Origin of the sequence: Priestia sp. YIM B13491 (genome assembly GCF_042787605.1) — a bacterium.
GTDB classification, from domain to species: Bacteria; Bacillota; Bacilli; order Bacillales; family Bacillaceae_H; genus Priestia; species Priestia megaterium_E.
Genome location: NZ_JBHZOR010000002.1, coordinates 173020 through 194458, shown reverse-complemented (window position 1 = coordinate 194458; position 21439 = coordinate 173020). Strand labels below are relative to the sequence as shown.

The window sequence follows — 21439 nt, the reverse complement described above, 5'->3', positions numbered from 1 at the left end:
GATGCTCGCTTTTTTTATTTGCAATCGTTATCTTTTTATTAAAACGATAATGATGCTTGTCATTGTGAAAGCATTTTGTTACATTAAATGAGACATTGCTTACTTAGGAGGAATACATAATGAAAATGATGGATGCTAATGAGATTATCTCATTTATTCAAAACAGCACAAAATCAACACCGGTAAAAGTTTACGTAAAAGGTGAAGTAGAAGGAATTGACTTTGGTTCATCTTCTAAAACATTCGTAACGGGAAACACAGGTGTAGTATTTGGTGAATGGAAAGAAATCAAAGCTGCTATTGAAGCAAACGAAGGAAAAATTGAAGACTACGTAATTGAAAACGATCGCCGCAACTCTGCGATTCCTTTATTAGATATGAAAGGAATTAAAGCTCGTATCGAGCCAGGCGCTATTATTCGCGATCAAGTTGAAATCGGCGACAACGCTGTTATTATGATGGGTGCATCGATTAACATCGGTTCTGTAATCGGTGAAGGAACAATGATCGACATGAACGTAGTACTTGGTGGTCGTGCAACAGTAGGTAAAAATTGTCATATCGGCGCAGGTTCTGTATTAGCTGGTGTTATTGAGCCACCTTCTGCAAAACCAGTTGTAGTAGAAGATGATGTAGTAATCGGTGCTAATGCTGTTGTTCTTGAAGGGGTAACAGTAGGTAAAGGTGCCGTAGTTGCTGCAGGTGCAATTGTGGTCGAAGATGTAGCTCCTTACACAGTAGTAGCAGGTACGCCAGCACGCGTTATTAAAGAAATTGACGAAAAAACAAAGTCTAAAACAGAAATCAAGCAAGAATTGCGTCAATTAAACGAAGAATAAGAAAAACGATCAGTTTGCGCTTTTTCTTTGCTGAATTAATAGGTTTTAGCGATTGGGATACTGAATCCTTAAACGTATCATATGGACAAGTTGGAAGCGTGGGCAACCACGCTTTCTTCTTTATTTCGTGAGGAGGACATACACATGGCTGAAAATGAATTTGTGAAAATAAGAAGAGAGCTACATAAAATTCCTGAATTAGGGTTTCAAGAGGTGAAAACACAGCGTTTTTTGCTTGATTATATTAACACTCTTCCGCAAGAGCGCTTAGAAGTAAAGACGTGGAAAACGGGACTCTTTGTTAAAGTACATGGTACAAACCCAACTAAAACAATAGGCTACCGAGCAGATATTGACGGTCTTCCTATCACGGAAGAAACGAATTATTCTTTTCAATCACAGCATGAAGGACTCATGCATGCCTGCGGACATGATATGCATATGGCCATTGGGCTAGGCGTACTGACTTACTTTGCTCAGCATGAAATCAAAGATAACGTACTGTTCATCTTTCAGCCGGCAGAAGAAGGTCCAGGAGGAGCACAGCCAATGCTCCAAAGCGATATCATGAAAGAATGGCTTCCAGATTTCATCTTTGCCCTTCACGTAGCTCCTGAATATCCGGTTGGGTCGATTGCACTGAAGGAAGGGTTACTATTTGCTAACACGTCTGAGCTATTTATTGATTTAAAAGGAAAAGGCGGGCATGCTGCTTATCCACATACAACAAATGATATGGTAGTCGCTGCATGTCAGCTCGTTTCACAGCTTCAAACGATTGTTGCTCGCAACGTTGATCCGCTAGACAGCGCTGTAATTACAGTAGGAAAAATTCAAGGGGGGACGGTTCAAAATATTATTGCGGAGCGAGCTCGCATAGAAGGAACCATTCGCACGCTATCTCCTGAATCAATGACGCGTGTTAAAGAACGAATTGAAGCGATTGTTAAAGGAGTAGAAGTAGGGTATCAGTGTGAAACAGCCATTGATTATGGATGTATGTATCATCAAGTATATAATCACCATGAAGTCACGCGAGAGTTTATGGAATTTGCCAAAGCGCAAACCGACGTGGATGTCATTGAATGCAAAGAAGCAATGACAGGAGAAGATTTTGGCTATATGCTAAAAGATATTCCTGGATTTATGTTTTGGCTTGGCGTTCAGTCTGAATATGGGCTTCATCATGCAAAGCTGCAGCCTCATGAAGGCGCAATAGATACGGCGATTTCACTTATTACAAAATATTTTGAACATAAAGGCAATCAATAAATCGTATAATCATTTTTCCTTATGGCTAAATTAATACCATGAGGAGGTGGGCAACGATGGCACGAATTGGTGTAGAATACGGTTTAACAGATGTACAGGCTGCACTTCAGCAGCTCGGACATGAAGTGGTACAATTACGCAACGAAAGTGATGCACAAGGGTGCGATTGCTGTGTTGTAACAGGACAGGATTCAAACGTAATGGGGATTTCTGATGCAGTAACGCAAGGCTCAGTTATTACAGCTAGCGGATTAACGGCAGAAGAAATTTGTCAGCAAGTAGGCAACAAGGTACAAGGATAAAAGAAAGCCGAAGGAATAAATCCTTCGGCTATTTTTATGCATGCTGAGGCTGCTTGGCATCTTCAGGCTGCTTTTTATCAATATTTACTTGATGAGGGAACGGAATATCAATACCGTTTGCGTCAAATGCTTCTTTAAACTCTTTGCGAAGCTGACGTTCAACCCCCCACTGCTCACCGTTTTTAGCTTTGCCAACTACACGAAGCACAACGTCCGATGCGCCTAGACCTTGAACTCCTATCACGCTTGGTCCTTCTACAATGTTTTCATTTGTTGCAGCAACGCGCTCACATACTTTTTCTAGTACGGAAATTGCTTTGTCAATATCATCATCATACGAAATGCCAATATCAATCAACGCGCGCATATTGCCTCGGGAATGATTGCTTAAGCTTGTAATTTCACGGTTAGGCACATAGTGTAAAGTTCCATCAAATCCGCGAATTTGAGTAGTACGCAGACCTACTGATTCGACAATTCCTGAAAAACTTCCGGTTGTTACATAGTCGTCAACATCCAGCTGTTTTTCAAGAAGTAAAAAGAAACCTGTTACAACGTCGCTAACTAGTCCTTGAGCACCGAACCCGATTGCTAGACCCACAACTCCGGCACCGGCTAATAGAGCTGTCGCATGGATATTTACTGCTTCAAGCAGCATGACGACAAAAATAAAAATAAGTACATATGAAAACACATTAACGGTTAAACTTTTGAGTGTGAGCATGCGTCCGCGCGTAGTATTTTCGCGCTCGCTCATTTTTTCAAAGGAACGCTCAATAACTTTTTTACCAATTGCTCGTACAAGTAAAAATACAATGGTAATGGCAATAAGTTTTAACACAATAACTCCAGCATTGGTAAGAAGCTGTTCCCAGTTGATGTCTTGCATCTTAAACATTCGTTGTTCATCCTTCCTATGTTCTGTTTCAATATTAATAAGTGGGAATTTATTCTGTGGAAAAGATTTTCTAAGAGTATGAGCACATTTGTTTATTCCCGATATTAGACATGCTAAACTGAGAAGGTAAATAAATGCAACCCTTTTATAGCATTTTTTTGCTGAAGTCAGGGTTTAATTTGCCCTAAAGGCGGGCATAACAACTATGTTACCATTATAAGATGTTGTTTAAATTCATTCTTAATTAATATTGACTAAAAAAACAATATCCATTATAATGAAAACCGTTATAACAGTACATAAGTGAGAATGTTTTATACATTTTCTCATTTAATAATTATTTGGAGGGATCATGTATGCCAGAACGTATGGTAGGTAAACAAGCTCCACGCTTTGAAATGGAAGCTGTATTATCAAACAAAGAATTCGGTAAAGTTAGCTTAGAAGAAAATATTAAAAATGACAAATGGACAGTATTATTCTTCTATCCAATGGACTTTACATTTGTATGTCCAACAGAAATCACTGCACTTTCTGACCGTTATGATGAGTTTGAAGATCTTGACGCAGAAGTAATCGGTGTTTCTACAGACACAATCCATACACACTTAGCTTGGATCAACACTGATCGTAAAGATAATGGTTTAGGTGATCTTAAATATCCATTAGCAGCTGATACAAATCACGTTGTTTCTCGTGAGTACGGCGTTTTAATTGAAGAAGAAGGTGTAGCACTTCGCGGTTTATTCATCATCAGCCCAGAAGGCGAATTACAATATTCAGTTGTAAACCACAACAATATTGGCCGTGACGTTGATGAAACTTTACGTGTTCTTCAAGCGTTACAAACTGGCGGACTTTGCCCAGCTAACTGGAAACCAGGTCAAGCTACTTTAAACGCGTAAGCACAACGTTTAAAAGGTCTAACGTCCACGTTAGGCCTTTTTTTCATCGGATAATAAAGAACATATAGTCAATAATAGTGAAAACAAGGGAGGCTTTTATTCATGAAATTACGTCAGCCAATGCCTGAGTTAACGGGCGCTACAGAATGGTTAAACGGAGAGGTTACAAAAGAGCAGCTAATTGGCGAAAAGCCAACGCTTATTCATTTTTGGTCAGTAAGCTGTCATCTATGTAAAGAAGCAATGCCTCAAGTAAATGAATTTCGCGACCAATACAAAGAACAACTAAACGTAGTAGCCGTTCATATGCCGCGCTCTGAAGATGATTTAGACTTAACAAAAATTAAAGAAGTAGCAGCAGAACACGATATTACGCAGCCAATTTTTGTAGACAGTGAACATAAATTAACGGATGCATTTGAAAATCAATATGTACCGGCATATTATGTATTTGACAAAACAGGTCAGCTACGCCACTTCCAAGCTGGTGGAAGCGGTATGAAAATGCTTGAAAAGCGCGTGAATCGTGTATTAGGCGAGAACGAATAAATACAGGCAGTTGTAACAGGTGAAAAGCATTCGATGCTTAGTAGAACTTGCATCGAATGTTTTTCTTTTTTGTGTGTAGGAAGTAACTGATAAAGGAAATATAAAAATGTGGATTTTTTCTTGTGAGTTTACACCATACTAACACTAACAACATGATACGAAACTTACTATTGGAGGTAATTTACATATGAAATTAGGTATGATTGGCTTAGGGAAAATGGGAGCAAACTTAGTATTGAATTTACTAGATCATAACCATTCTGTGGTAGCATTCGATGTGAACAACGAAGCCGTACAGAAAGTATCAGAAAAGGGAGCAGAAGGCGCTTCTTCCATTCAAGAATTAGTAAGCAAATTAGAAAAACCACGCATTGCTTGGGTAATGGTTCCAGCCGGAGAGCTCACAGAAAAAGTAATTTCTGAGCTTCAAGAATTACTTGAAGAAGGAGATATGATTATCGAAGGCGGTAATTCTAAGTATAAAGATTCCGTACGACGTGCTGCAGCTTCTGCTGAAAAAGGAATTCACTACTTCGATGTTGGAACGAGCGGCGGAATGGAAGGTGCCCGAAACGGCGCTTGTATGATGATTGGCGGAGATAAAGAAGCATTTGCTACAATCGAACCTATTTTCCGCGACATCAACGTAGAAAACGGCTATCTCTATTCAGGTGCAGCAGGAAGCGGTCACTTCTTGAAAATGGTTCATAACGGAATTGAGTACGGCATGATGCAAGCAATTGCTGAAGGTTTTGATGTGTTAGAGAAAAGTGAATTTGACTATGACTACGAAGCTGTAGCCCGCGTATGGAACAATGGCTCTGTTATTCGCTCATGGTTAATCGAATTAATGGAACGTGCATTTTCAAAAGACGCAAAACTTGACAGTATTAAAGGAGTTATGCATTCTTCCGGTGAAGGGAAATGGACGGTTGAATCAGCTTTAGATTTACAAGTGCCAACGCCAGTTATTGCTTTATCTTTAATGATGCGCTATCGCTCACTTGAAGATGATACGTTTACAGGTAAAGTAGTTGCCGCTCTTCGCAATGAGTTCGGCGGACATGCAGTGGAAAAACAATAAAAAAAGAAGCTGGGACAAAAGTATTTTAGACGAAGTGAAAAACGAACCATTGATCAATATGTTTGATTAGTGGTTCGTTTTTTTGTTTGAGTGAATAGTTTCGTCTTTAGATGGAATTCATTTAGCTATATCCCAACCTCTTTTTTATGACTATTTACCTTTTTTTGAAAAAATATCTAAAAATTATGGTAATTTATTTCGGGAACCGATATATTTAAATATGTGTGCCACATCTTTGCTAAGGGAAAGGACGGGGTATATGGGAACGTTTAAAAAACTAAAAGATTTTTATTTGCCGTACCGAATGTACTTTTTTTATTCTGCTATTTGCTTGTTATTTGTAACCTCCATCACTGTGATTTACCCGATTGTGCTGCAATATACGATTGATCATATCGTGTTAGGAAAACAATATCAGCTAGTCGATAATGTAGCATTTATTTTTATTGGACTGATGATCATCAAAGGAATCTTTACATATATTCAGCAATATTACGGCGACTTATTTGGAATTAAGTCCGTGTATACTCTTCGCAATAAACTTTATCGCAAACTTCAGTATTTACCGTTTTCTTATTATGACAATGCTAAAACAGGGGACTTGATGTCCAGGTTGACAGCTGATGTAGAAGGATTTCGTTTTTTTCTATCTTTTGGCTTCTCAGAATTAATTCGCTTCGTCATTTTACTTACTGCCAGCTTTTCCGTTATGTTCTATTACTCTATTTCACTCACTCTTGTCACAATCTGCCTGCTGCCTTTTTTGGGGGTAGCTGTTTATCGTTTTGATAAACGCGTTCATCCAGCGTTTCGCTTAATTCGCCAATCGTTTGGAGAACTTAATACAAATGTTCAAGAAAATATAAGCGGCATACAGACGGTCAAATCATTATCAAGAGAAAAATTTCAAACCTCTAAATTTAACGATTCCAACGGAGTTTATAAAAATCGAAACATTGAAACAGCGAATGTGTGGGCAACTTATTTCCCCTTAATGGAGTTTATAGGGAATTTATCTATTGTTGGTCTCCTTGCTTACGGAGGAGCGCTTGTTATGAACGGAAGCGTACGTCCTGGAGAGCTTGTTGCTTTCTTTAGCTTAACCTCTTATTTAATGTGGCCGATTATGAATCTAGGGTTTGTTATCAATATGTTTTCACAGTCTAAAGCTTCAGGTGAAAGGTTGCTAGAAATTTTAGAAGAAGAAGAAAAAGTCCATGAGCATGGGGGAAGTTTCTCTATTAATGGAACGGTCGAGTTTCAGCATGTTAGCTTATCCTATCCAAACGAGGATAAAAAATCGCTTGAGAACATATCGTTTTCTGCTTCTAAAGGGAAAGTAGTAGGTTTAATCGGTGCAACTGGAGCCGGCAAAACAAGCTTAACACAGCTGCTCACGAGGTTTTATGAACCGACTTCAGGACAGATCTTAGTTAACCATCGTCCGATTAAAGAGTATCCGCTCTCTGTTCTTCGGAAAGAAATTAGCTTTGTACTTCAAGAAACGTTTTTGTTCTCAAGCAGCATAGGAACCAACATCTCTTATGGCGTGCCGGGTATTTCTAGAGAAGACATTATTGATGCTGCAAAACGAGCGCAGGCGCATGATTTTATTATGGAGCTTCCAGATGGATATGATACGATGCTGGGAGAGAGAGGACTGGGGTTATCAGGCGGGCAAAAGCAGCGTATTGCGATTGCACGAGCGCTTATCTTAAATCCTAGTATTCTAGTATTAGATGATGCCACCAGTGCCGTTGATATGAAAACAGAAAGAGAAATTCAATTGGCTTTAAAAGAAGTGATGAAAAATCGTACGACGTTTATTATCGCGCACCGCCTTTCTTCTTTGCGACATGCCGATGAAATCTTGGTCTTACATGAAGGTCGTATAAAAGAGAGAGGAAGCCACGAAACGCTCATTCAAAAGCAAGGGATTTATAAAAACATTTACGACATTCAATATGAAAGCAGTACGTCGGTGATGAACGTATAACAGGGGAGGAATAGAATGGCAGGCGAAAAAAATAAAGTTGTGCGAGAGCGCTTTTATTATCAAACAGATCAAATCATTGATAAGACGTTTAACTGGAAGCAAATGGCCCGCTTGTTTCGTTATCTTCATCCATATCGAAAAAACTTGCTTCCTTTCTCGTTTCTTATGGTCATTATCACGACGGTCATTAGACTCGCTATTCCTATTTTGATAGGTGTCTATACGCTTGATCATGCTGTAAAAGATAAGAATAGCACGCTGCTCATGCAGTTAGTTTTCATCATTTTTAGCTTGTATATCCTATCTTATATTGCGAATGTCTTTCGGATTAAATGGATGAATCAACTCGGGCAGCACGTGATATATGATTTAAGAAAACATTTATTTACGCATGTTCAAGGGCTGTCGCACCGGTTTTTTGATACGCGTTCAGGAGGCTCTATTCTTGTAAGGATTATGAATGATATTAACTCTCTTCAAGATTTATTTACCAACGGGGTAGTTAACCTATTTATGGACCTCTTATTGTTAGTGGGAATTGTGGTTATATTATTTTCTCTCAGTCCTGCTTTGACATGTGCTGTTTTAGTCATTTTACCGATTATGTTTTTGATTTCTACAAAGCTGAGAAGAAGAATCCGCCGGTCATGGCAAGTTGTTCGTATGAAGCAGTCAGTATTAAATTCACATTTAAATGAGAGTATTCAAGGCATTCGCGTTACTCAATCATTTGCTCAAGAACAAGAAAATATGCTGTTTTTTGATCGCATAAACAGTGAAAATTACGAGAGCTGGAGGCAAGCTACTCGAAAAAATGCCATGTTTCGACCGTTTGTAGAACTCACAAATGCTGTCGGAACGGCCATTTTAATTTGGTTCGGTGCTGCACTTATTCAAGATGAGCGGCTAACAATTGGTATTTTTGTATCATTTGCTTTTTATCTCGGGATGTTTTGGGAACCGATTTCTCGTTTAGGGCAAGTGTATAATCAATTATTAATGGGAATGGCTTCATCCGAGCGTATTTTTGAATTTCTAGATGAAAAACCTCTCGTCACAGATTTGGAAACCGCTACGTCTTTAGACGGTATGAAGGGAAAAGTCGAGTTCAAGCACGTCTCATTTTCTTATGATGGGAAGCGGAAAGCTCTCAACAACGTATCAATTGACATAAAAGAAGGCCAGACGGTTGCTTTAGTGGGGCATACTGGATCTGGAAAAACGTCCATTGCTAATTTAATCACCCGTTTTTATGATGTGAACGAAGGGCAGATTTTAATTGATAATATGCCTATTCAAGATATTACGTTAGCAAGTTTACGGGCGCAAATTAGTATTGTGCTGCAAGAAACCTTTATCTTTTCAGGAACCATTATGGAAAACATACGGTTTGGAAAACCGGATGCTACTGATGATGAAGTGATTAAGGCCGCAAAAGCGGTAGGAGCTGCAGATTTTATAAAGCGTCTGAAAAAAGGCTATGATACGGAAGTAGAAGAACGAGGAAACGTCTTATCCGTGGGAGAGCGTCAACTGATTTCATTTGCTCGAACGCTGTTGGCTGATCCTCGTATTATCATTTTAGATGAAGCGACAGCAAGCATCGATACGGAAACAGAAGTGAAGATTCAACAGGCGCTTAAAACGCTGTTAAAAGACAGAACTGCCATCATGATTGCTCATCGGTTATCTACTATACGAGAGGCAGATAACATCATTGTATTAGATCACGGAAGCATTATTGAAACGGGGAATCACGGGGAACTAATGCAGCAAAAAGGCGTATATTATTACCTTGTTCAAACCCATGCTACAGCTTAAAAACAGAGGGAGCTAATCCTTCTGTTTTTCTATGAGTGTGAGAAATGGTAAATAGGTATAAGTGTTAAAGGGAAAATGAGGTTGATGCAAAAGAATTGTGGTAAAATAACGGTAGTTCAGATTTTTTCCTGTACATAATGGAGGAATTCAAATGAAAAAAGAATTTGCAGTCATCGGATTAGGTAGATTTGGAGGAAGTATTTGTAAAACATTAAGCGATCAAGGAATGGAAGTTCTGGCGATTGATATTGATGAAGAAAAGGTAAATGAGTATGCTAACGTTGCTTCGCATGCAGTAGTAGGCGATTCAATGGATGAAGGGGTTCTAAAAAGTTTAGGAATTCGTAATTTTGATCACGTTATCGTAGCTATTGGTGACAATATTCAGGCAAGTATTTTGACGACCCTTATTTTAAAAGAGCTGGGCGTTGAAAAAATAACGGTAAAAGCGCAAAATGACTATCATGCCAAAGTATTATCAAAAATTGGCGCCAATTTTATCGTGCATCCCGAACGAGATATGGGACGAAGAATTGCCAATAACATGATTTCAAACAGCGTGCTGGATTATTTAGAGCTATCTGAAGAACACAGTATTGTCGAATTAGTAGCGAGTAAAAGAATGGCTGGCAATACGCTGATTGAGTTAGACATTCGTGCGAAATATGGCATTAACATTGTAGCCATTAAGCGTGATCGAGATATCATCGTTTCTCCTCAGGCGTCCGAAACAATTCAAGAAGGGGACGTGTTGATTGTTATTGGAGCAGATGCAGATATCAACCGCTTCGAAAATAAATTTGCCAGTGCTTAATAAAAAAGAGCAGATGCAATTGCATCTGCTCTTTTTCTTTTATTAAACCTCCATAATGATTGGTAAAATCATTGGACGGCGCTTTGTTTTTTCGTAAAGGAATGGAGCCAATGTGTCTGTGATTTCATTTTTAATCTCAGACCATTGTGACGTACGACGTTCCATCACTTTGTTCAAGTGTTTTGTAATAAGAGATTGTGCATCATTAATTAAGTCACCAGATTCGCGCATATAAACAAAACCACGAGAGATAATGTCTGGACCAGCAGCGATCTTGAAGTCTTTCATATTGATGCTTACAACGACAATAACAAGACCTTCTTCAGATAAAATACGGCGGTCACGAAGTACGATATTTCCAATGTCACCAATTCCGCTTCCGTCAATATATACAGAGCCTGAAGGGATTTTGCCGGCTACTGAAGCTTCGCTGTCGCTTAAAGCTAGCACCTCTCCATTATCCATAATGAAGCAGTTTTCTTCAGGAACTCCACAGTCTGTTGCAAGTTTGATGTGCATTTTCTGCATGCGATACTCACCGTGAATTGGCATAAAGTATTTTGGTTTCATCAAACGAAGCATTAATTTTTGCTCTTCCTGTCCACCGTGTCCAGAAGTATGGATATCGTTTAGAGCACCATGAATAACCTCTGCTCCTGCACGGAATAGCATATCAATTGTTTTGCTAACACTTACTGTATTTCCTGGAATAGGTGAAGATGAGAATACAACCGTATCTCCAGGGATAATTTGAATTTGGCGGTGAGTACCATTTGCAATTCTAGATAGCGCTGCCATCGGTTCACCTTGGCTGCCTGTACATAAAATAGTCACGCGGTTAGCTGGAATTCGGTTAATTTGAGAAGGCTCAATGAACGTATCTTTTGGACATGAAATATATCCAAGCTGTTGGCCAATCTCAATAGCTGCTTCCATACTGCGTCCAAATACAGCAACTTTACGGTTATGCAATACGGCTGCTTCCACTACTTGCTGTAAGCGGTGAATATTTGAAGCAAACGTTGCAAAAATAATACGGCCGTCTACTTTACGGAAAATGTCATGAATGCTGTCACCTACGCGTCGCTCAGACATCGTAAAGTTAGGAATTTCACTGTTTGTACTGTCTGAAAGCAAGCATAGAACGCCTTCTTTACCGATTTCAGCCATTTTTGTTAAGTTAGCCGGTTCGCCCACTGGTGTAAAATCAAACTTGAAATCTCCTGTATGTACGATTTGTCCGTTTGGTGTTTTTACCACAATTCCGTAAGAATCAGGAATACTGTGAGTTGTACGGAAGAACGTTACCGATGTTTTACGGAATTTAATTACGTCATCTTCAGTAATTTCATGAAGCTGAGCTGTACGAAGCAACCCATGCTCGTCTAATTTGTTGCGAAGAAGCCCAAGGGCTAATTTCCCTGCATAAATAGGAATGTTTAATTCTCTTAATAAGTAAGGAATTCCGCCGATGTGATCTTCATGACCATGTGTAACGAAAAGGCCACGGATTTTATCTGCATTTTTTACTAAATAACTGTAGTCAGGAATAACGTAGTCAATTCCTAAAAGCTCGTCTTCAGGGAATTTAATTCCTGCATCAATAAGAATAATTTCATCTTGAAACTGTACGGCATACGTATTTTTACCGATTTCGCCTAGTCCACCCAGGGCGAAAACTGCCGTTTGATTATTTTTTACAAATTTCATTTTCATCATATCTCCAATACTTTAAAATCTTCATGCTGTTGTTCATATTCTAGATAGTCTCCAGTCACTGCTTGAACAAACTCAATATTAATTGAACGCGCTTTTAGCTTTTTACGAACGTCACGCTCAGAATCTGCGTTCACATACACTGTTTTTGTATTTTCACGTACAGCTACTTCACTCATTTTTTCTTGAAAATAAACTTTAAAAATCATAACAAAAATCTCTCCTTAATTCCGAAATTCAAATAACTTATTTTATTATATTATAAAATGTGTATGTATTTCATGTATTTTCTAAAGAAACTTGCTTTCACTACATTTTAGTCATCTAAATATAACAAGTCAATTAATTATAGAATAATATTAATAGGAAACGGATACAAGACTATATTTTCCGGGCGTATAAAAAATAAGGGCTATTCCATTGTACGATGCAGACACACACTCTGCAAATTTTACAACAGAAAGCCCTAAAAAAATCGATTATGCCATCGTTTTTTTACGCAATAATTCATTCCAGCGTTTTAGCAGCCTTTTTCGAAAATCTTTTAACATGATTTTTCAGCTCCTTTGTTTTTTTTGCGATACCTGCCTGTCTCTCTCTGTACTTTTATTATATGATGAAAAGGGAGAGGTTTCTCGTGGTTAAATATGGAAAAGTTGTAAATAGGACCGTCCATTTATAGAGAAACTAGTGCTCGTTTGATATAATTGGAAAGGCTTAACAAAGAGATAAAAAATTATAAAAAATAAGGTGATAAACGTGGAACGAAAGATTATTTTTTTTGATATTGATGGAACGTTATTGGATCATGATAAAAAACTGCCTGCTTCTACAAAAAAAGCTGTCCAGCTGTTAAAAGAGCAGGGGCATGAAGTGGCAATTGCAACTGGAAGGGCTCCTTTTATGTTTAAAGATCTGCGTGAAGAGTTGGATATTCAAACATATATTAGCTTTAATGGTCAGTACATTGTTTTAAATGGAGAAGTTCTTTACAAAAACCCGTTAAATAAAGAAGAGCTTCAAGATTTAACAGCTTTTGCTGTTGAGCATGATCACCCTGTCGTATACATGGATCATGAAGATATGAAATCAAACATTGAATTTCATGATTATATCGAATCCAGCATCAGCACGCTGAAAATTGGATTTACCCACCCTCACCACGATCCTACTTATTTCAAAGGGCGTGAAATTTATCAATCCCTCTTATTCTGTACAGCGGGAGAAGAAGCTCCTTATGAAGAAAAATTTAAGAAATTTGACTTTATTCGCTGGCATGAATTTTCAACTGATGTTCTGCCAAAAGGTGGATCAAAAGCACGAGGAATTGAGACCATGATTGAAAAGCTTGGCTTTGACAAAAAAGATGTATATGCATTCGGAGACGGCTTAAACGATATCGAAATGCTGGAATTTGTCGGAAATGGCGTAGCGATGGGGAATGCGGAAGAAGTCGTGAAAGAAGTTGCTAATTTTGTTACAAAAGATGTAGCAGAAGATGGTATTCTTCACGGATTAGAGCTAGTAGGATTATTAAAGTAAGAAAAACGCGAGCTCTAGCTCGCGTTTTTTAGCGTTCATATGGAAAAGCATTTTCAGGTTCTTGAAATGGATTTTCTTTATTAATGTAATCATAAAACATAATTCCGTCTAAATGATCAATTTCGTGCTGAAATACGACAGCAGGAAGGCCTTTCAAACGAATTTTCACTTCTTCGCCTTCAAGCGTTGTGCCTTTTACTGTGATACGTGCATATCGAGGAACAAATCCTGGGATATCTTGATCGACAGACAAGCAGCCTTCACCGCCTGTAAGGTATGTCTTTTCTACTGAGTGGCTAACGATCTTAGGGTTAAATAATGCATAGCTGTATAGCTTGCCTTTTTCATCCGTAACGTGTACCCCAATCATTCGTTTTGATACATTAATTTGAGGAGCGGCAAGCCCGATACCAGATCGCAGTCCATATTTAGCAGCAATTTCAGGATCTTGGCTGTTTTTTACATATTCTAATAAGCTATGTAAAATCTTTTTATCTTCTTCAGAAGCAGGTAACGGTACTTCTTTTGCTACTTCTCGCAGCGTTGGGTGTCCGTCTTGAATAATATCGTTCATTGTAATCAACTTTCACATCTCCCTAGGCTATTTTATAGGTATAAAGTGTACCAAATCCGTATAAAAAAGTCATTACCTCGACCTTGACCACATAAATGTTTCTACTAATTATATGTATCACACATATGGAAAAACATGCATAAGAAAAAATAAAAGCGACCGTTAGCCGCTTTTATTGTATAATTACCAGCCGCCACAGCTGCAGCCGATAATAACTAATAAAATGAACAGTACGATTAATAACACAAAACCTTTATTAGAACCGCCACAGCCATATCCACCATAACCCAACATAATGTAACCTCCCGTAGTTATCAATCCCAAGGTAAAAAGTAATAAACTCCCTTTTTTTCACGATTGGGTTAGTATAATATATTAAAAGGTGGTAAAAGGGTGTAGATAAATTGCTAATTTCCTACAAAAATTGTATAATGACCCATGAATAAGGGAGGATTTACCAGATATGAAATGCGTCGGAAGATATATAGTTATCGGCATTGCTGCTATGTCACTAGCAGGCTGTGCAGAGGGCTCATCGCCTGAGCTTGAGGTATACAATGGATTAGAAAAAGTGGTAGCGCAAGAAAAGCAATTTGCTGATCAGCAAAAACCGTTAGCTGATTTAGAACAGCAAGAAAATGCGATATACGACCAAATTATTGAGCTAGGGATTAAAGATAAAAAGAAAATAAAAAATAAAGCACAAAAAGCGCAGCAGTTATTAGATGAGCGTGAAAATAAATTACAAAAAGAAGAAAAAAGCATCAGCGCTTCGCAAAAACAGTTTGAAGCGACAGAGCCAAAGATCCAAAAGCTAGAAGATGGCAAAGCAAAAGAAGAGGCGCTTGAACTATCTTCGTTAATGAAGAAGCGTTATAAGGCCTACCAGTCCTTACATGATGCCTATCTTCATTCCATTGAATTAGATCGTCAGCTATATACGCTCTTTGAAAAAGACAATGTGAAATTAGAGAATCTTGAAACACAAATCGCTTCGATCAACGCTACTTATAAAGAAGTTGAAAAGAAAAAAGAAACGTTTAACACATTAACAGCTGACTATAACAAAGCCAAAGAGGATTTTTATAATAAAACAAAGTTAAAGGTGAAAAATAGCGAGGATAAATAAGAAGGCCTGTGAAGTTTACAGGTCTTTTTTTTTTGGCTGAAAAGGAAGGTTTTCTGAAATAAAGAAAGAGTTTCGACATGATTCAAGTAAAAATTACAAAAGGTTATTGTTTTAAAAATTCGTTTATTTGTGGCAAGATAGGAGATGTGCAGACGTAAAAAAAGAGAAGGTTATTATAAAACATATAATACAGTTTGTGTCTGTGTAATAGTACAGCATGTCTTTTTTATGTGTTTTATTTCACAAACTAAAAAAGCGTAATTTCTTGATGTAAATGCATTGACGAACTGTTTTAGTGTATTGTAAACTAGGTAGCGTAGTAAGTGTTGTATTAATCATTTTTGCAAAATAATTAATACAGTTTAACGAAACGCTCGTTTCGCTTAAACTTTCCTTTTACGTAAATGTTTGCACAGAATTCGCTGGGGAATACATAGAAATGTTAAGGATTAGCGAATTCAAAAAGCTACTCGACAAAATATGACTTTTACTTGTCCATTTGGGACATTCTAAAAGCGTGTATGTTTGTTTGATTAGTAAAATGAATTTATACGGCTTAAATGAAAGGAAGAGGTGACTTAGATGGCTGCTAAAACTAAAAAAGCTATTATTGATGTATCAAAGCAACTTGATAAAATCGCTGAGCAGTACCAAACGTTCCAAATTCTTAATGAAGAGGGCGAAGTAGTAAATAAATCAGCGTTGCCAGATTTATCTGACGAAAAATTAAAAGAGTTAATGACTCGCATGGTATACACTCGTATTCTTGATCAACGTTCAATTTCATTGAACCGTCAAGGTCGTTTAGGTTTCTATGCACCAACTGCTGGGCAAGAAGCTTCTCAAATCGCTTCACATTTCGCATTAGAAAAAGAAGACTTCATTTTACCTGGGTACCGTGATGTGCCTCAGTTAATTTGGCATGGTCTTCCACTATATCAAGCGTTCTTATTCTCTCGTGGTCATTTCCACGGTAACCAAGCGCCAGAAGGTGTAGACGTACTTTCTCCACAAATCATCATCGGTGCACAAATCGTGCAAACTGCTGGTGTGGCACTAGGTCTTAAAAAGCGCGGTAAAAAAGCAGTAGCGATCACTTATACAGGTGACGGCGGAGCTTCACAAGGTGACTTCTACGAAGGTATGAACTTCGCAGGTGCATTCAAAGCTCCAGCAATCTTTGTTGTACAAAACAACCGCTTTGCAATTTCAACACCAGTTGAAAAGCAATCTGCAGCACGTACAATCGCTCAAAAAGCAGCGGCTGTTGGTATCCCAGGCGTTCAGGTAGACGGTATGGATGCACTAGCAGTATACGTTGCAGTAAGCGAAGCTCGTGAGCGTGCAGTAAACGGTGAAGGTCCAACTTTAATTGAAACATTAACTTACCGTTATGGTCCACATACAATGGCTGGTGACGATCCAACTCGTTATCGTACAGCTGAGCTTGACACTGAGTGGGAAAAGAAAGATCCACTTGTTCGCTTCCGTAAATTCTTAGAAGCTAAAGGCATCTGGAATGAAGAAGAAGAAAACAAAGTAATCGAGCAAGCTAAAGAAGATATCAAACAAGCTATTAAGAAGGCTGACGATTATCCAAAACAAAAAGTTACAGATTTAATGGAAATCATGTACGAAACTATGCCTTCAAACTTACAAGAGCAATATGAAATCTACAAAGAGAAGGAGTCGAAGTAAGCCATGGCGCAAATGACAATGATTCAAGCGATTACTGATGCGTTACGCACAGAAATGAAAAACGACGAAAACGTATTAGTTTTTGGTGAAGACGTTGGCGTAAACGGTGGAGTATTCCGTGCGACTGAAGGTCTTCAACAAGAATTCGGCGAAGATCGCGTATTCGATACGCCATTAGCTGAATCTGGTATCGGTGGTCTTGCTGTAGGTCTATCGACTCAAGGTTTCCGTCCGGTTCCTGAAATTCAATTCTTTGGTTTCGTATACGAAGTACTTGATTCTGTATCAGGTCAAGCTGCACGTATGCGCTACCGTTCTGGCGGTCGCTGGAATGCACCAATCACATTCCGTTCACCATTTGGTGGAGGCGTTCATACACCAGAACTTCACGCTGATAGCTTAGAAGGTATCGTAGCATCTCAACCTGGTTTAAAAGTTGTAATCCCTTCAACTCCATACGATGCAAAAGGTCTTTTAATTTCATCAATTCGTGATAACGATCCGGTTGTATACTTAGAGCACATGAAGCTTTACCGTTCATTCCGTCAAGAAGTACCTGAAGAATCATACACAATTGATTTAGGTACAGCTGATGTGAAACGTGAAGGTACAGACGTAACGCTTATCGCTTACGGTGCAATGGTACACTCATCATTAAAAGCAGCTGAAGAACTAGAAAAAGAAGGTATCTCTGCTGAAGTAGTGGACTTACGTACAGTTCAACCTTTAGATATCGATACAATTCTTGCATCAGTTGAAAAAACTGGTCGCGTAGTAGTAGTTCAAGAAGCTCAAAAACAAGCTGGTATCGCAGCTAACGTTGTAGCTGAAATTAACGATCGTGCAATCTTAAGCTTAGAAGCACCAGTATTACGTGTAACAGCACCGGATACTGTGTTCCCATTCTCTCAAGCTGAGGGCGTATGGTTACCAGACCACAAAGATATCGTTGAAACAGCTAAGAAAGTACTTGAATTTTAATTAGCATTTTACTGTGATAGAAATCAGCTTTGTGCTGATTTCTGTCTTAGATAAAATAAACACTAACAAATTGAACGCAACTAACTAGGAGGGTGAAGACACGTGGCATTTGAATTTAAACTGCCGGATATCGGTGAAGGTATCCACGAAGGTGAAATTGTAAAATGGTTCGTAAAAGCTGGAGATGAAATTGATGAGGATGATGTACTAGCAGAAGTACAAAATGACAAAGCTGTTGTTGAAATCCCATCTCCTGTAAAAGGTAAAGTATTAGAAGTAAAAGTTGACGAAGGTACAGTAGCTACTGTAGGACAAGTTATCGTTACTTTTGATGCTCCTGGATACGAAGACTTAAAATTCAAAGGTGACGATCATGATGATGCACCAGCAGAAGAAGCTAAAGAAGAAGCTTCAACTGAAGAAGTGACTGAAGAAGCAACAGCTCCTGCAGCACAAGCTGATGTTGATCCTAACCGTAAAGTAATTGCTATGCCTTCAGTGCGCAAATATGCTCGTGAAAAAGGTGTAGACATTAAAGCTGTTCCTGGTTCAGGTAAAAACGGACGTATTGTTAAAGATGACATCGATAGCTTCCTATCTGGTGGTTCTACAGCTACAGCAACTGCTGAAGCTCCAGCTAAAGAGGAAACTGCTTCAGCTGAACCAAAAGCAGCAGCAGCACAAGCTATTCCTGAAGGCGACCTACCAGAAACTCGCGAGAAAATGAGCGGTATCCGCCGTGCAATCGCAAAAGCTATGGTTAACTCTAAACACACTGCTCCACACGTAACATTAATGGATGAAATCGATGTAACAGCTCTTGTTGCTCATCGTAAAAAATTCAAAACAGTTGCAGCAGATCAAGGTATTAAATTAACATTCTTACCTTACGTGGTAAAAGCGTTAACTTCAGCACTTAAGAAGTTCCCAGCTCTTAACACTTCAATCGATGACTCTACAGATGAAGTAATTCAAAAACATTACTACAACATCGGTATCGCTGCTGACACTGAAAAAGGTCTTTTAGTACCAGTTGTGAAAAATGCTGATCGTAAATCTGTGTTCGAAATTTCTGATCAAATTAACGACCTTGCTGGAAAAGCACGTGATGGTAAATTAGCTCCTGCTGAAATGAAAGGCGCTTCTTGTACAATCACAAATATCGGTTCTGCTGGTGGACAATGGTTTACTCCAGTTATCAACCACCCAGAAGTTGCAATTCTAGGTATCGGACGTATCGCTGAAAAACCAGTTGTACGCGACGGTGAAATTGTAATTGCTCCAGTATTAGCATTATCACTAAGCTTTGACCACCGTATTATCGATGGTGCAACAGCTCAAAACGCTCTTAACCAAATCAAGCGTTTATTAAATGATCCAGAATTATTATTAATGGAGGCGTAATAAATGGTAGTAGGAGATTTCCCAATCGAAACTGATACTCTTGTCATTGGTGCTGGCCCTGGTGGCTACGTTGCAGCAATTCGTGCAGCTCAATTAGGTCAAAAAGTTACAATCGTAGAAAAAGGTACTCTTGGAGGCGTATGCTTAAACGTTGGTTGTATTCCTTCAAAAGCATTAATCGCTGCAGGTCACCGTTTTGAACACGCTAAACATTCTGAAGACATGGGGATTATCGCTGAGAACGTAACAGTTGATTTCTCTAAAGTTCAAGAATTCAAAAACGGCGTTGTAAACAAACTTACTGGCGGTGTTGAAGGCCTTCTTAAAGGTAACAAAGTTGACATCGTAAAAGGTGAAGCTTACTTCGTTGACAGCGAAACTGTACGTGTAATGGATGAAAATTCAGCACAAACGTACAAATTCAAAAATGCAATCCTTGCAACTGGTTCTCGTCCAATCGAGATCCCTGGATTCAAATTCTCTGAGCGCGTAATCAACTCTACAGGTGCATTAGCGCTTAAAGAAGTTCCTAAAAAATTAGTTGTAATCGGCGGAGGTTACATCGGTACTGAGCTTGGTACTGCTTTTGCTAACTTCGGTACAGAAGTTACATTTGTAGAAGCTGCTGATGAAATCTTAGCTGGTTTTGAAAAACAAATGAGTTCACTTGTTAAACGTAACCTTAAGAAAAAAGGAAACGTTGAAATCTATACAAAAGCAATGGCTAAAGGTGTTGAAGAAACTGCTGACGGCGTACAAGTTACGTTTGAAGTAGGCGGAGAGTCAAAAGTAATCGATGCTGACTACGTATTAGTTACTGTAGGTCGTCGTCCTAACACTGATGAGCTTGGTCTTGAGCAAGTTGGCGTTAAAATGACTGACCGTGGTCTTATCGAAATCGATAACCAAACTCGTACATCTGTAAGCAACATCTTTGCAATTGGTGATATCGTAACTGGACCACCACTTGCACACAAAGCTTCTTACGAAGGTAAAATCGCAGCTGAAGTAATCGCTGGCGAACCTGCTGAAATTGACTACTTAGGAATTCCAGCAGTTGTATTCTCTGAGCCTGAGCTTGCATCTGTAGGTTATACTGAAGCACAAGCGAAAGAAGAAGGGTTAGCTGTTAAAGCTTCTAAATTCCCATTTGCTGCTAACGGACGTGCACTTGCACTTAACGCTGCAGAAGGCTTCTTGAAGCTTATCACTCGTAAAGAAGACGGAGTAGTTGTTGGTGCTCAAATCGCTGGACCTAGCGCATCTGATATGATTGCTGAGCTTGGTCTTGCTATCGAAGCTGGCGTAACAGCTGAAGATATCGCATTAACAATTCACGCTCACCCAACATTAGGTGAAATCACAATGGAAGCTGCTGAAGTAGCTATTGGAAGCCCAATTCACATTGTAAAATAATGTTTTTAAAAAGCTGATGCGTATGCATCAGCTTTTTTTTTGAAGAAAACGGTTTTCATAAAGTATTAGATGCTTGTCAGACAGTTTTTGTTGATGATGAGTAACTCCTTTAGAGGAAACGTGTAAAAAGCGCTGAGGCAGTCTTAAATGAGCTCTAGATGCATACATATGAAGTGGGACGTGCTTTCCTTATAGGTAGATAAAAAAATTGCTCTTTTGGATAACGAATGAAAAGGCGGCGAAGGAGCTATGAAGACGTATTTCGTTTGGAGCTTACACATTGTTATTTGGGTGGGTTATTCACTGGTTGAATTGCTATCAAAACGTGATCAGTTGACATCTAAAATTATTTTATTTTTAGTATTTGCTTATTTAGCTTACGGCATAGCAGAAATGAACGTCAAATCTAAAAGACTGGCGCTTATGATGACGGGTATGACTTCAGCTGTCTGCTTGACATGTTATCAACTAATTTTATTTTGCACAGCGTAAGATTGCA

At 38.7% G+C, this 21439-nt stretch carries 21 protein-coding genes; 16 read left to right on the top strand and 5 right to left on the bottom strand.

The features are described from left to right. Positions 1–119: 119 nt before the first annotated feature. The 3 genes from dapD to ACFX4E_RS07170 all read left to right on the top strand — a co-directional run bounded on the left by dapD (position 120) and on the right by ACFX4E_RS07170 (position 2413). Positions 120–839 (top strand): 2,3,4,5-tetrahydropyridine-2,6-dicarboxylate N-acetyltransferase, encoded by a 720-nt coding sequence (dapD, locus tag ACFX4E_RS07180; protein ID WP_013082280.1) that lies wholly within the window; start codon positions 120–122, stop codon positions 837–839. A 144-nt stretch (positions 840–983) separates the two neighbouring features. After that, on the top strand, positions 984–2111 hold the full coding sequence (locus tag ACFX4E_RS07175) for an N-acetyldiaminopimelate deacetylase (protein WP_014461009.1): 1128 nt from the start codon (positions 984–986) through the stop codon (positions 2109–2111). 56 nt (positions 2112–2167) lie between these two features. Beyond that, entirely contained in the window at positions 2168–2413 is a 246-nt protein-coding gene (locus tag ACFX4E_RS07170) for a YkuS family protein (RefSeq protein WP_013056040.1), read from the top strand. A 34-nt stretch (positions 2414–2447) separates the two neighbouring features. Here ACFX4E_RS07170 and ACFX4E_RS07165 read toward each other — a convergent pair whose 3' ends face one another. Beyond that, positions 2448–3311: a mechanosensitive ion channel family protein gene (locus ACFX4E_RS07165; RefSeq protein WP_014461007.1), complete on the bottom strand. Its 864-nt coding sequence runs from the start codon at positions 3309–3311 to the stop codon at positions 2448–2450. 356 nt (positions 3312–3667) lie between these two features. Here ACFX4E_RS07165 and ACFX4E_RS07160 point away from each other — a divergent pair, with 356 nt between their 5' ends. From ACFX4E_RS07160 to ACFX4E_RS07135, 6 genes are all read left to right on the top strand, one after another. Beyond that, the gene (locus ACFX4E_RS07160) at positions 3668–4216 is read left to right on the top strand and encodes a peroxiredoxin (RefSeq protein WP_014461006.1); all 549 of its coding nucleotides are present in this window, start codon (positions 3668–3670) and stop codon (positions 4214–4216) included. Positions 4217–4318: 102 nt separating this feature from the next. After that, positions 4319–4765: a TlpA family protein disulfide reductase gene (locus tag ACFX4E_RS07155; RefSeq protein WP_028414116.1), complete on the top strand. Its 447-nt coding sequence runs from the start codon at positions 4319–4321 to the stop codon at positions 4763–4765. A 187-nt stretch (positions 4766–4952) separates the two neighbouring features. Then, the gene (gene gnd / locus ACFX4E_RS07150; RefSeq protein ID WP_025749395.1) at positions 4953–5849 is read left to right on the top strand and encodes a phosphogluconate dehydrogenase (NAD(+)-dependent, decarboxylating); all 897 of its coding nucleotides are present in this window, start codon (positions 4953–4955) and stop codon (positions 5847–5849) included. Positions 5850–6108: 259 nt separating this feature from the next. Beyond that, on the top strand, positions 6109–7845 hold the full coding sequence (locus tag ACFX4E_RS07145) for an ABC transporter ATP-binding protein (RefSeq protein ID WP_377257869.1): 1737 nt from the start codon (positions 6109–6111) through the stop codon (positions 7843–7845). A 15-nt stretch (positions 7846–7860) separates the two neighbouring features. Further along, on the top strand, positions 7861–9666 hold the full coding sequence (locus ACFX4E_RS07140; RefSeq protein WP_060746739.1) for an ABC transporter ATP-binding protein: 1806 nt from the start codon (positions 7861–7863) through the stop codon (positions 9664–9666). Positions 9667–9817: 151 nt separating this feature from the next. Next, entirely contained in the window at positions 9818–10480 is a 663-nt protein-coding gene (locus ACFX4E_RS07135; RefSeq protein ID WP_013056047.1) for a potassium channel family protein, read from the top strand. A 42-nt stretch (positions 10481–10522) separates the two neighbouring features. Here ACFX4E_RS07135 and rnjA read toward each other — a convergent pair whose 3' ends face one another. Then, positions 10523–12190 carry a ribonuclease J1 gene (gene rnjA, locus ACFX4E_RS07130; RefSeq protein ID WP_013056048.1) on the bottom strand — a complete coding sequence of 556 codons (1668 nt, stop codon included), beginning with the start codon at positions 12188–12190 and terminating at the stop codon, positions 10523–10525. 5 nt (positions 12191–12195) lie between these two features. Beyond that, positions 12196–12405 (bottom strand): DNA-dependent RNA polymerase subunit epsilon, encoded by a 210-nt coding sequence (locus ACFX4E_RS07125; protein ID WP_013056049.1) that lies wholly within the window; start codon positions 12403–12405, stop codon positions 12196–12198. 550 nt (positions 12406–12955) lie between these two features. Here ACFX4E_RS07125 and ACFX4E_RS07120 point away from each other — a divergent pair. Continuing rightward, positions 12956–13738, top strand: a complete 783-nt coding sequence (locus tag ACFX4E_RS07120; protein WP_377237677.1) for a Cof-type HAD-IIB family hydrolase — start codon at positions 12956–12958, stop codon at positions 13736–13738. Between the two features lie 28 nt (positions 13739–13766). Here ACFX4E_RS07120 and def read toward each other — a convergent pair whose 3' ends face one another. Together def and ACFX4E_RS07110 are read right to left on the bottom strand one after the other, a co-directional pair. Continuing rightward, positions 13767–14321 (bottom strand): peptide deformylase, encoded by a 555-nt coding sequence (gene def / locus ACFX4E_RS07115; RefSeq protein ID WP_098248365.1) that lies wholly within the window; start codon positions 14319–14321, stop codon positions 13767–13769. Positions 14322–14495: 174 nt separating this feature from the next. Next, positions 14496–14606: a YjcZ family sporulation protein gene (locus ACFX4E_RS07110; protein ID WP_016763434.1), complete on the bottom strand. Its 111-nt coding sequence runs from the start codon at positions 14604–14606 to the stop codon at positions 14496–14498. Between the two features lie 169 nt (positions 14607–14775). Here ACFX4E_RS07110 and ACFX4E_RS07105 point away from each other — a divergent pair, with 169 nt between their 5' ends. The 6 genes from ACFX4E_RS07105 (at position 14776) to ACFX4E_RS07080 (ending at position 21432) form a co-directional block, all read left to right on the top strand. After that, complete coding sequence (locus tag ACFX4E_RS07105) at positions 14776–15441, top strand: YkyA family protein (RefSeq protein ID WP_028407940.1); 666 nt, start codon at positions 14776–14778, stop codon at positions 15439–15441. A 582-nt stretch (positions 15442–16023) separates the two neighbouring features. Continuing rightward, positions 16024–17139, top strand: coding sequence for a pyruvate dehydrogenase (acetyl-transferring) E1 component subunit alpha (gene pdhA / locus ACFX4E_RS07100; RefSeq protein WP_013056054.1), 1116 nt, complete (start codon positions 16024–16026; stop codon positions 17137–17139). Positions 17140–17142: 3 nt separating this feature from the next. Continuing rightward, a complete protein-coding gene (locus ACFX4E_RS07095; RefSeq protein ID WP_013056055.1) occupies positions 17143–18120 on the top strand; it encodes an alpha-ketoacid dehydrogenase subunit beta in 978 nt (325 codons plus the stop codon). A gap of 102 nt (positions 18121–18222) precedes the next feature. Continuing rightward, on the top strand, positions 18223–19524 hold the full coding sequence (locus tag ACFX4E_RS07090) for a dihydrolipoamide acetyltransferase family protein (RefSeq protein WP_028407941.1): 1302 nt from the start codon (positions 18223–18225) through the stop codon (positions 19522–19524). Positions 19525–19527: 3 nt separating this feature from the next. After that, positions 19528–20940 carry a dihydrolipoyl dehydrogenase gene (gene lpdA / locus ACFX4E_RS07085; RefSeq protein WP_028407942.1) on the top strand — a complete coding sequence of 471 codons (1413 nt, stop codon included), beginning with the start codon at positions 19528–19530 and terminating at the stop codon, positions 20938–20940. A 249-nt stretch (positions 20941–21189) separates the two neighbouring features. Continuing rightward, positions 21190–21432: a hypothetical protein gene (locus ACFX4E_RS07080; protein ID WP_028407943.1), complete on the top strand. Its 243-nt coding sequence runs from the start codon at positions 21190–21192 to the stop codon at positions 21430–21432. The last annotated feature ends 7 nt before the right edge of the window (positions 21433–21439 follow it).

What these genes read in the sequence shown, in the direction of transcription:
- dapD (WP_013082280.1), top strand. Translation starts at nt 120, where the DNA reads ATGAAAATGATGGATGCTAATGAGATTATCTCATTTATTCAAAACAGC.
- ACFX4E_RS07175 (WP_014461009.1), top strand. Translation starts at nt 984, where the DNA reads ATGGCTGAAAATGAATTTGTGAAAATAAGAAGAGAGCTACATAAAATT.
- ACFX4E_RS07170 (WP_013056040.1), top strand. Translation starts at nt 2,168, where the DNA reads ATGGCACGAATTGGTGTAGAATACGGTTTAACAGATGTACAGGCTGCA.
- ACFX4E_RS07165 (WP_014461007.1), bottom strand. Translation starts at nt 3,311, where the DNA reads ATGTTTAAGATGCAAGACATCAACTGGGAACAGCTTCTTACCAATGCT.
- ACFX4E_RS07160 (WP_014461006.1), top strand. Translation starts at nt 3,668, where the DNA reads ATGCCAGAACGTATGGTAGGTAAACAAGCTCCACGCTTTGAAATGGAA.
- ACFX4E_RS07155 (WP_028414116.1), top strand. Translation starts at nt 4,319, where the DNA reads ATGAAATTACGTCAGCCAATGCCTGAGTTAACGGGCGCTACAGAATGG.
- gnd (WP_025749395.1), top strand. Translation starts at nt 4,953, where the DNA reads ATGAAATTAGGTATGATTGGCTTAGGGAAAATGGGAGCAAACTTAGTA.
- ACFX4E_RS07145 (WP_377257869.1), top strand. Translation starts at nt 6,109, where the DNA reads ATGGGAACGTTTAAAAAACTAAAAGATTTTTATTTGCCGTACCGAATG.
- ACFX4E_RS07140 (WP_060746739.1), top strand. Translation starts at nt 7,861, where the DNA reads ATGGCAGGCGAAAAAAATAAAGTTGTGCGAGAGCGCTTTTATTATCAA.
- ACFX4E_RS07135 (WP_013056047.1), top strand. Translation starts at nt 9,818, where the DNA reads ATGAAAAAAGAATTTGCAGTCATCGGATTAGGTAGATTTGGAGGAAGT.
- rnjA (WP_013056048.1), bottom strand. Translation starts at nt 12,190, where the DNA reads ATGAAATTTGTAAAAAATAATCAAACGGCAGTTTTCGCCCTGGGTGGA.
- ACFX4E_RS07125 (WP_013056049.1), bottom strand. Translation starts at nt 12,405, where the DNA reads ATGATTTTTAAAGTTTATTTTCAAGAAAAAATGAGTGAAGTAGCTGTA.
- ACFX4E_RS07110 (WP_016763434.1), bottom strand. Translation starts at nt 14,606, where the DNA reads ATGTTGGGTTATGGTGGATATGGCTGTGGCGGTTCTAATAAAGGTTTT.
- ACFX4E_RS07105 (WP_028407940.1), top strand. Translation starts at nt 14,776, where the DNA reads ATGAAATGCGTCGGAAGATATATAGTTATCGGCATTGCTGCTATGTCA.
- pdhA (WP_013056054.1), top strand. Translation starts at nt 16,024, where the DNA reads ATGGCTGCTAAAACTAAAAAAGCTATTATTGATGTATCAAAGCAACTT.
- ACFX4E_RS07095 (WP_013056055.1), top strand. Translation starts at nt 17,143, where the DNA reads ATGGCGCAAATGACAATGATTCAAGCGATTACTGATGCGTTACGCACA.
- lpdA (WP_028407942.1), top strand. Translation starts at nt 19,528, where the DNA reads ATGGTAGTAGGAGATTTCCCAATCGAAACTGATACTCTTGTCATTGGT.
- ACFX4E_RS07080 (WP_028407943.1), top strand. Translation starts at nt 21,190, where the DNA reads ATGAAGACGTATTTCGTTTGGAGCTTACACATTGTTATTTGGGTGGGT.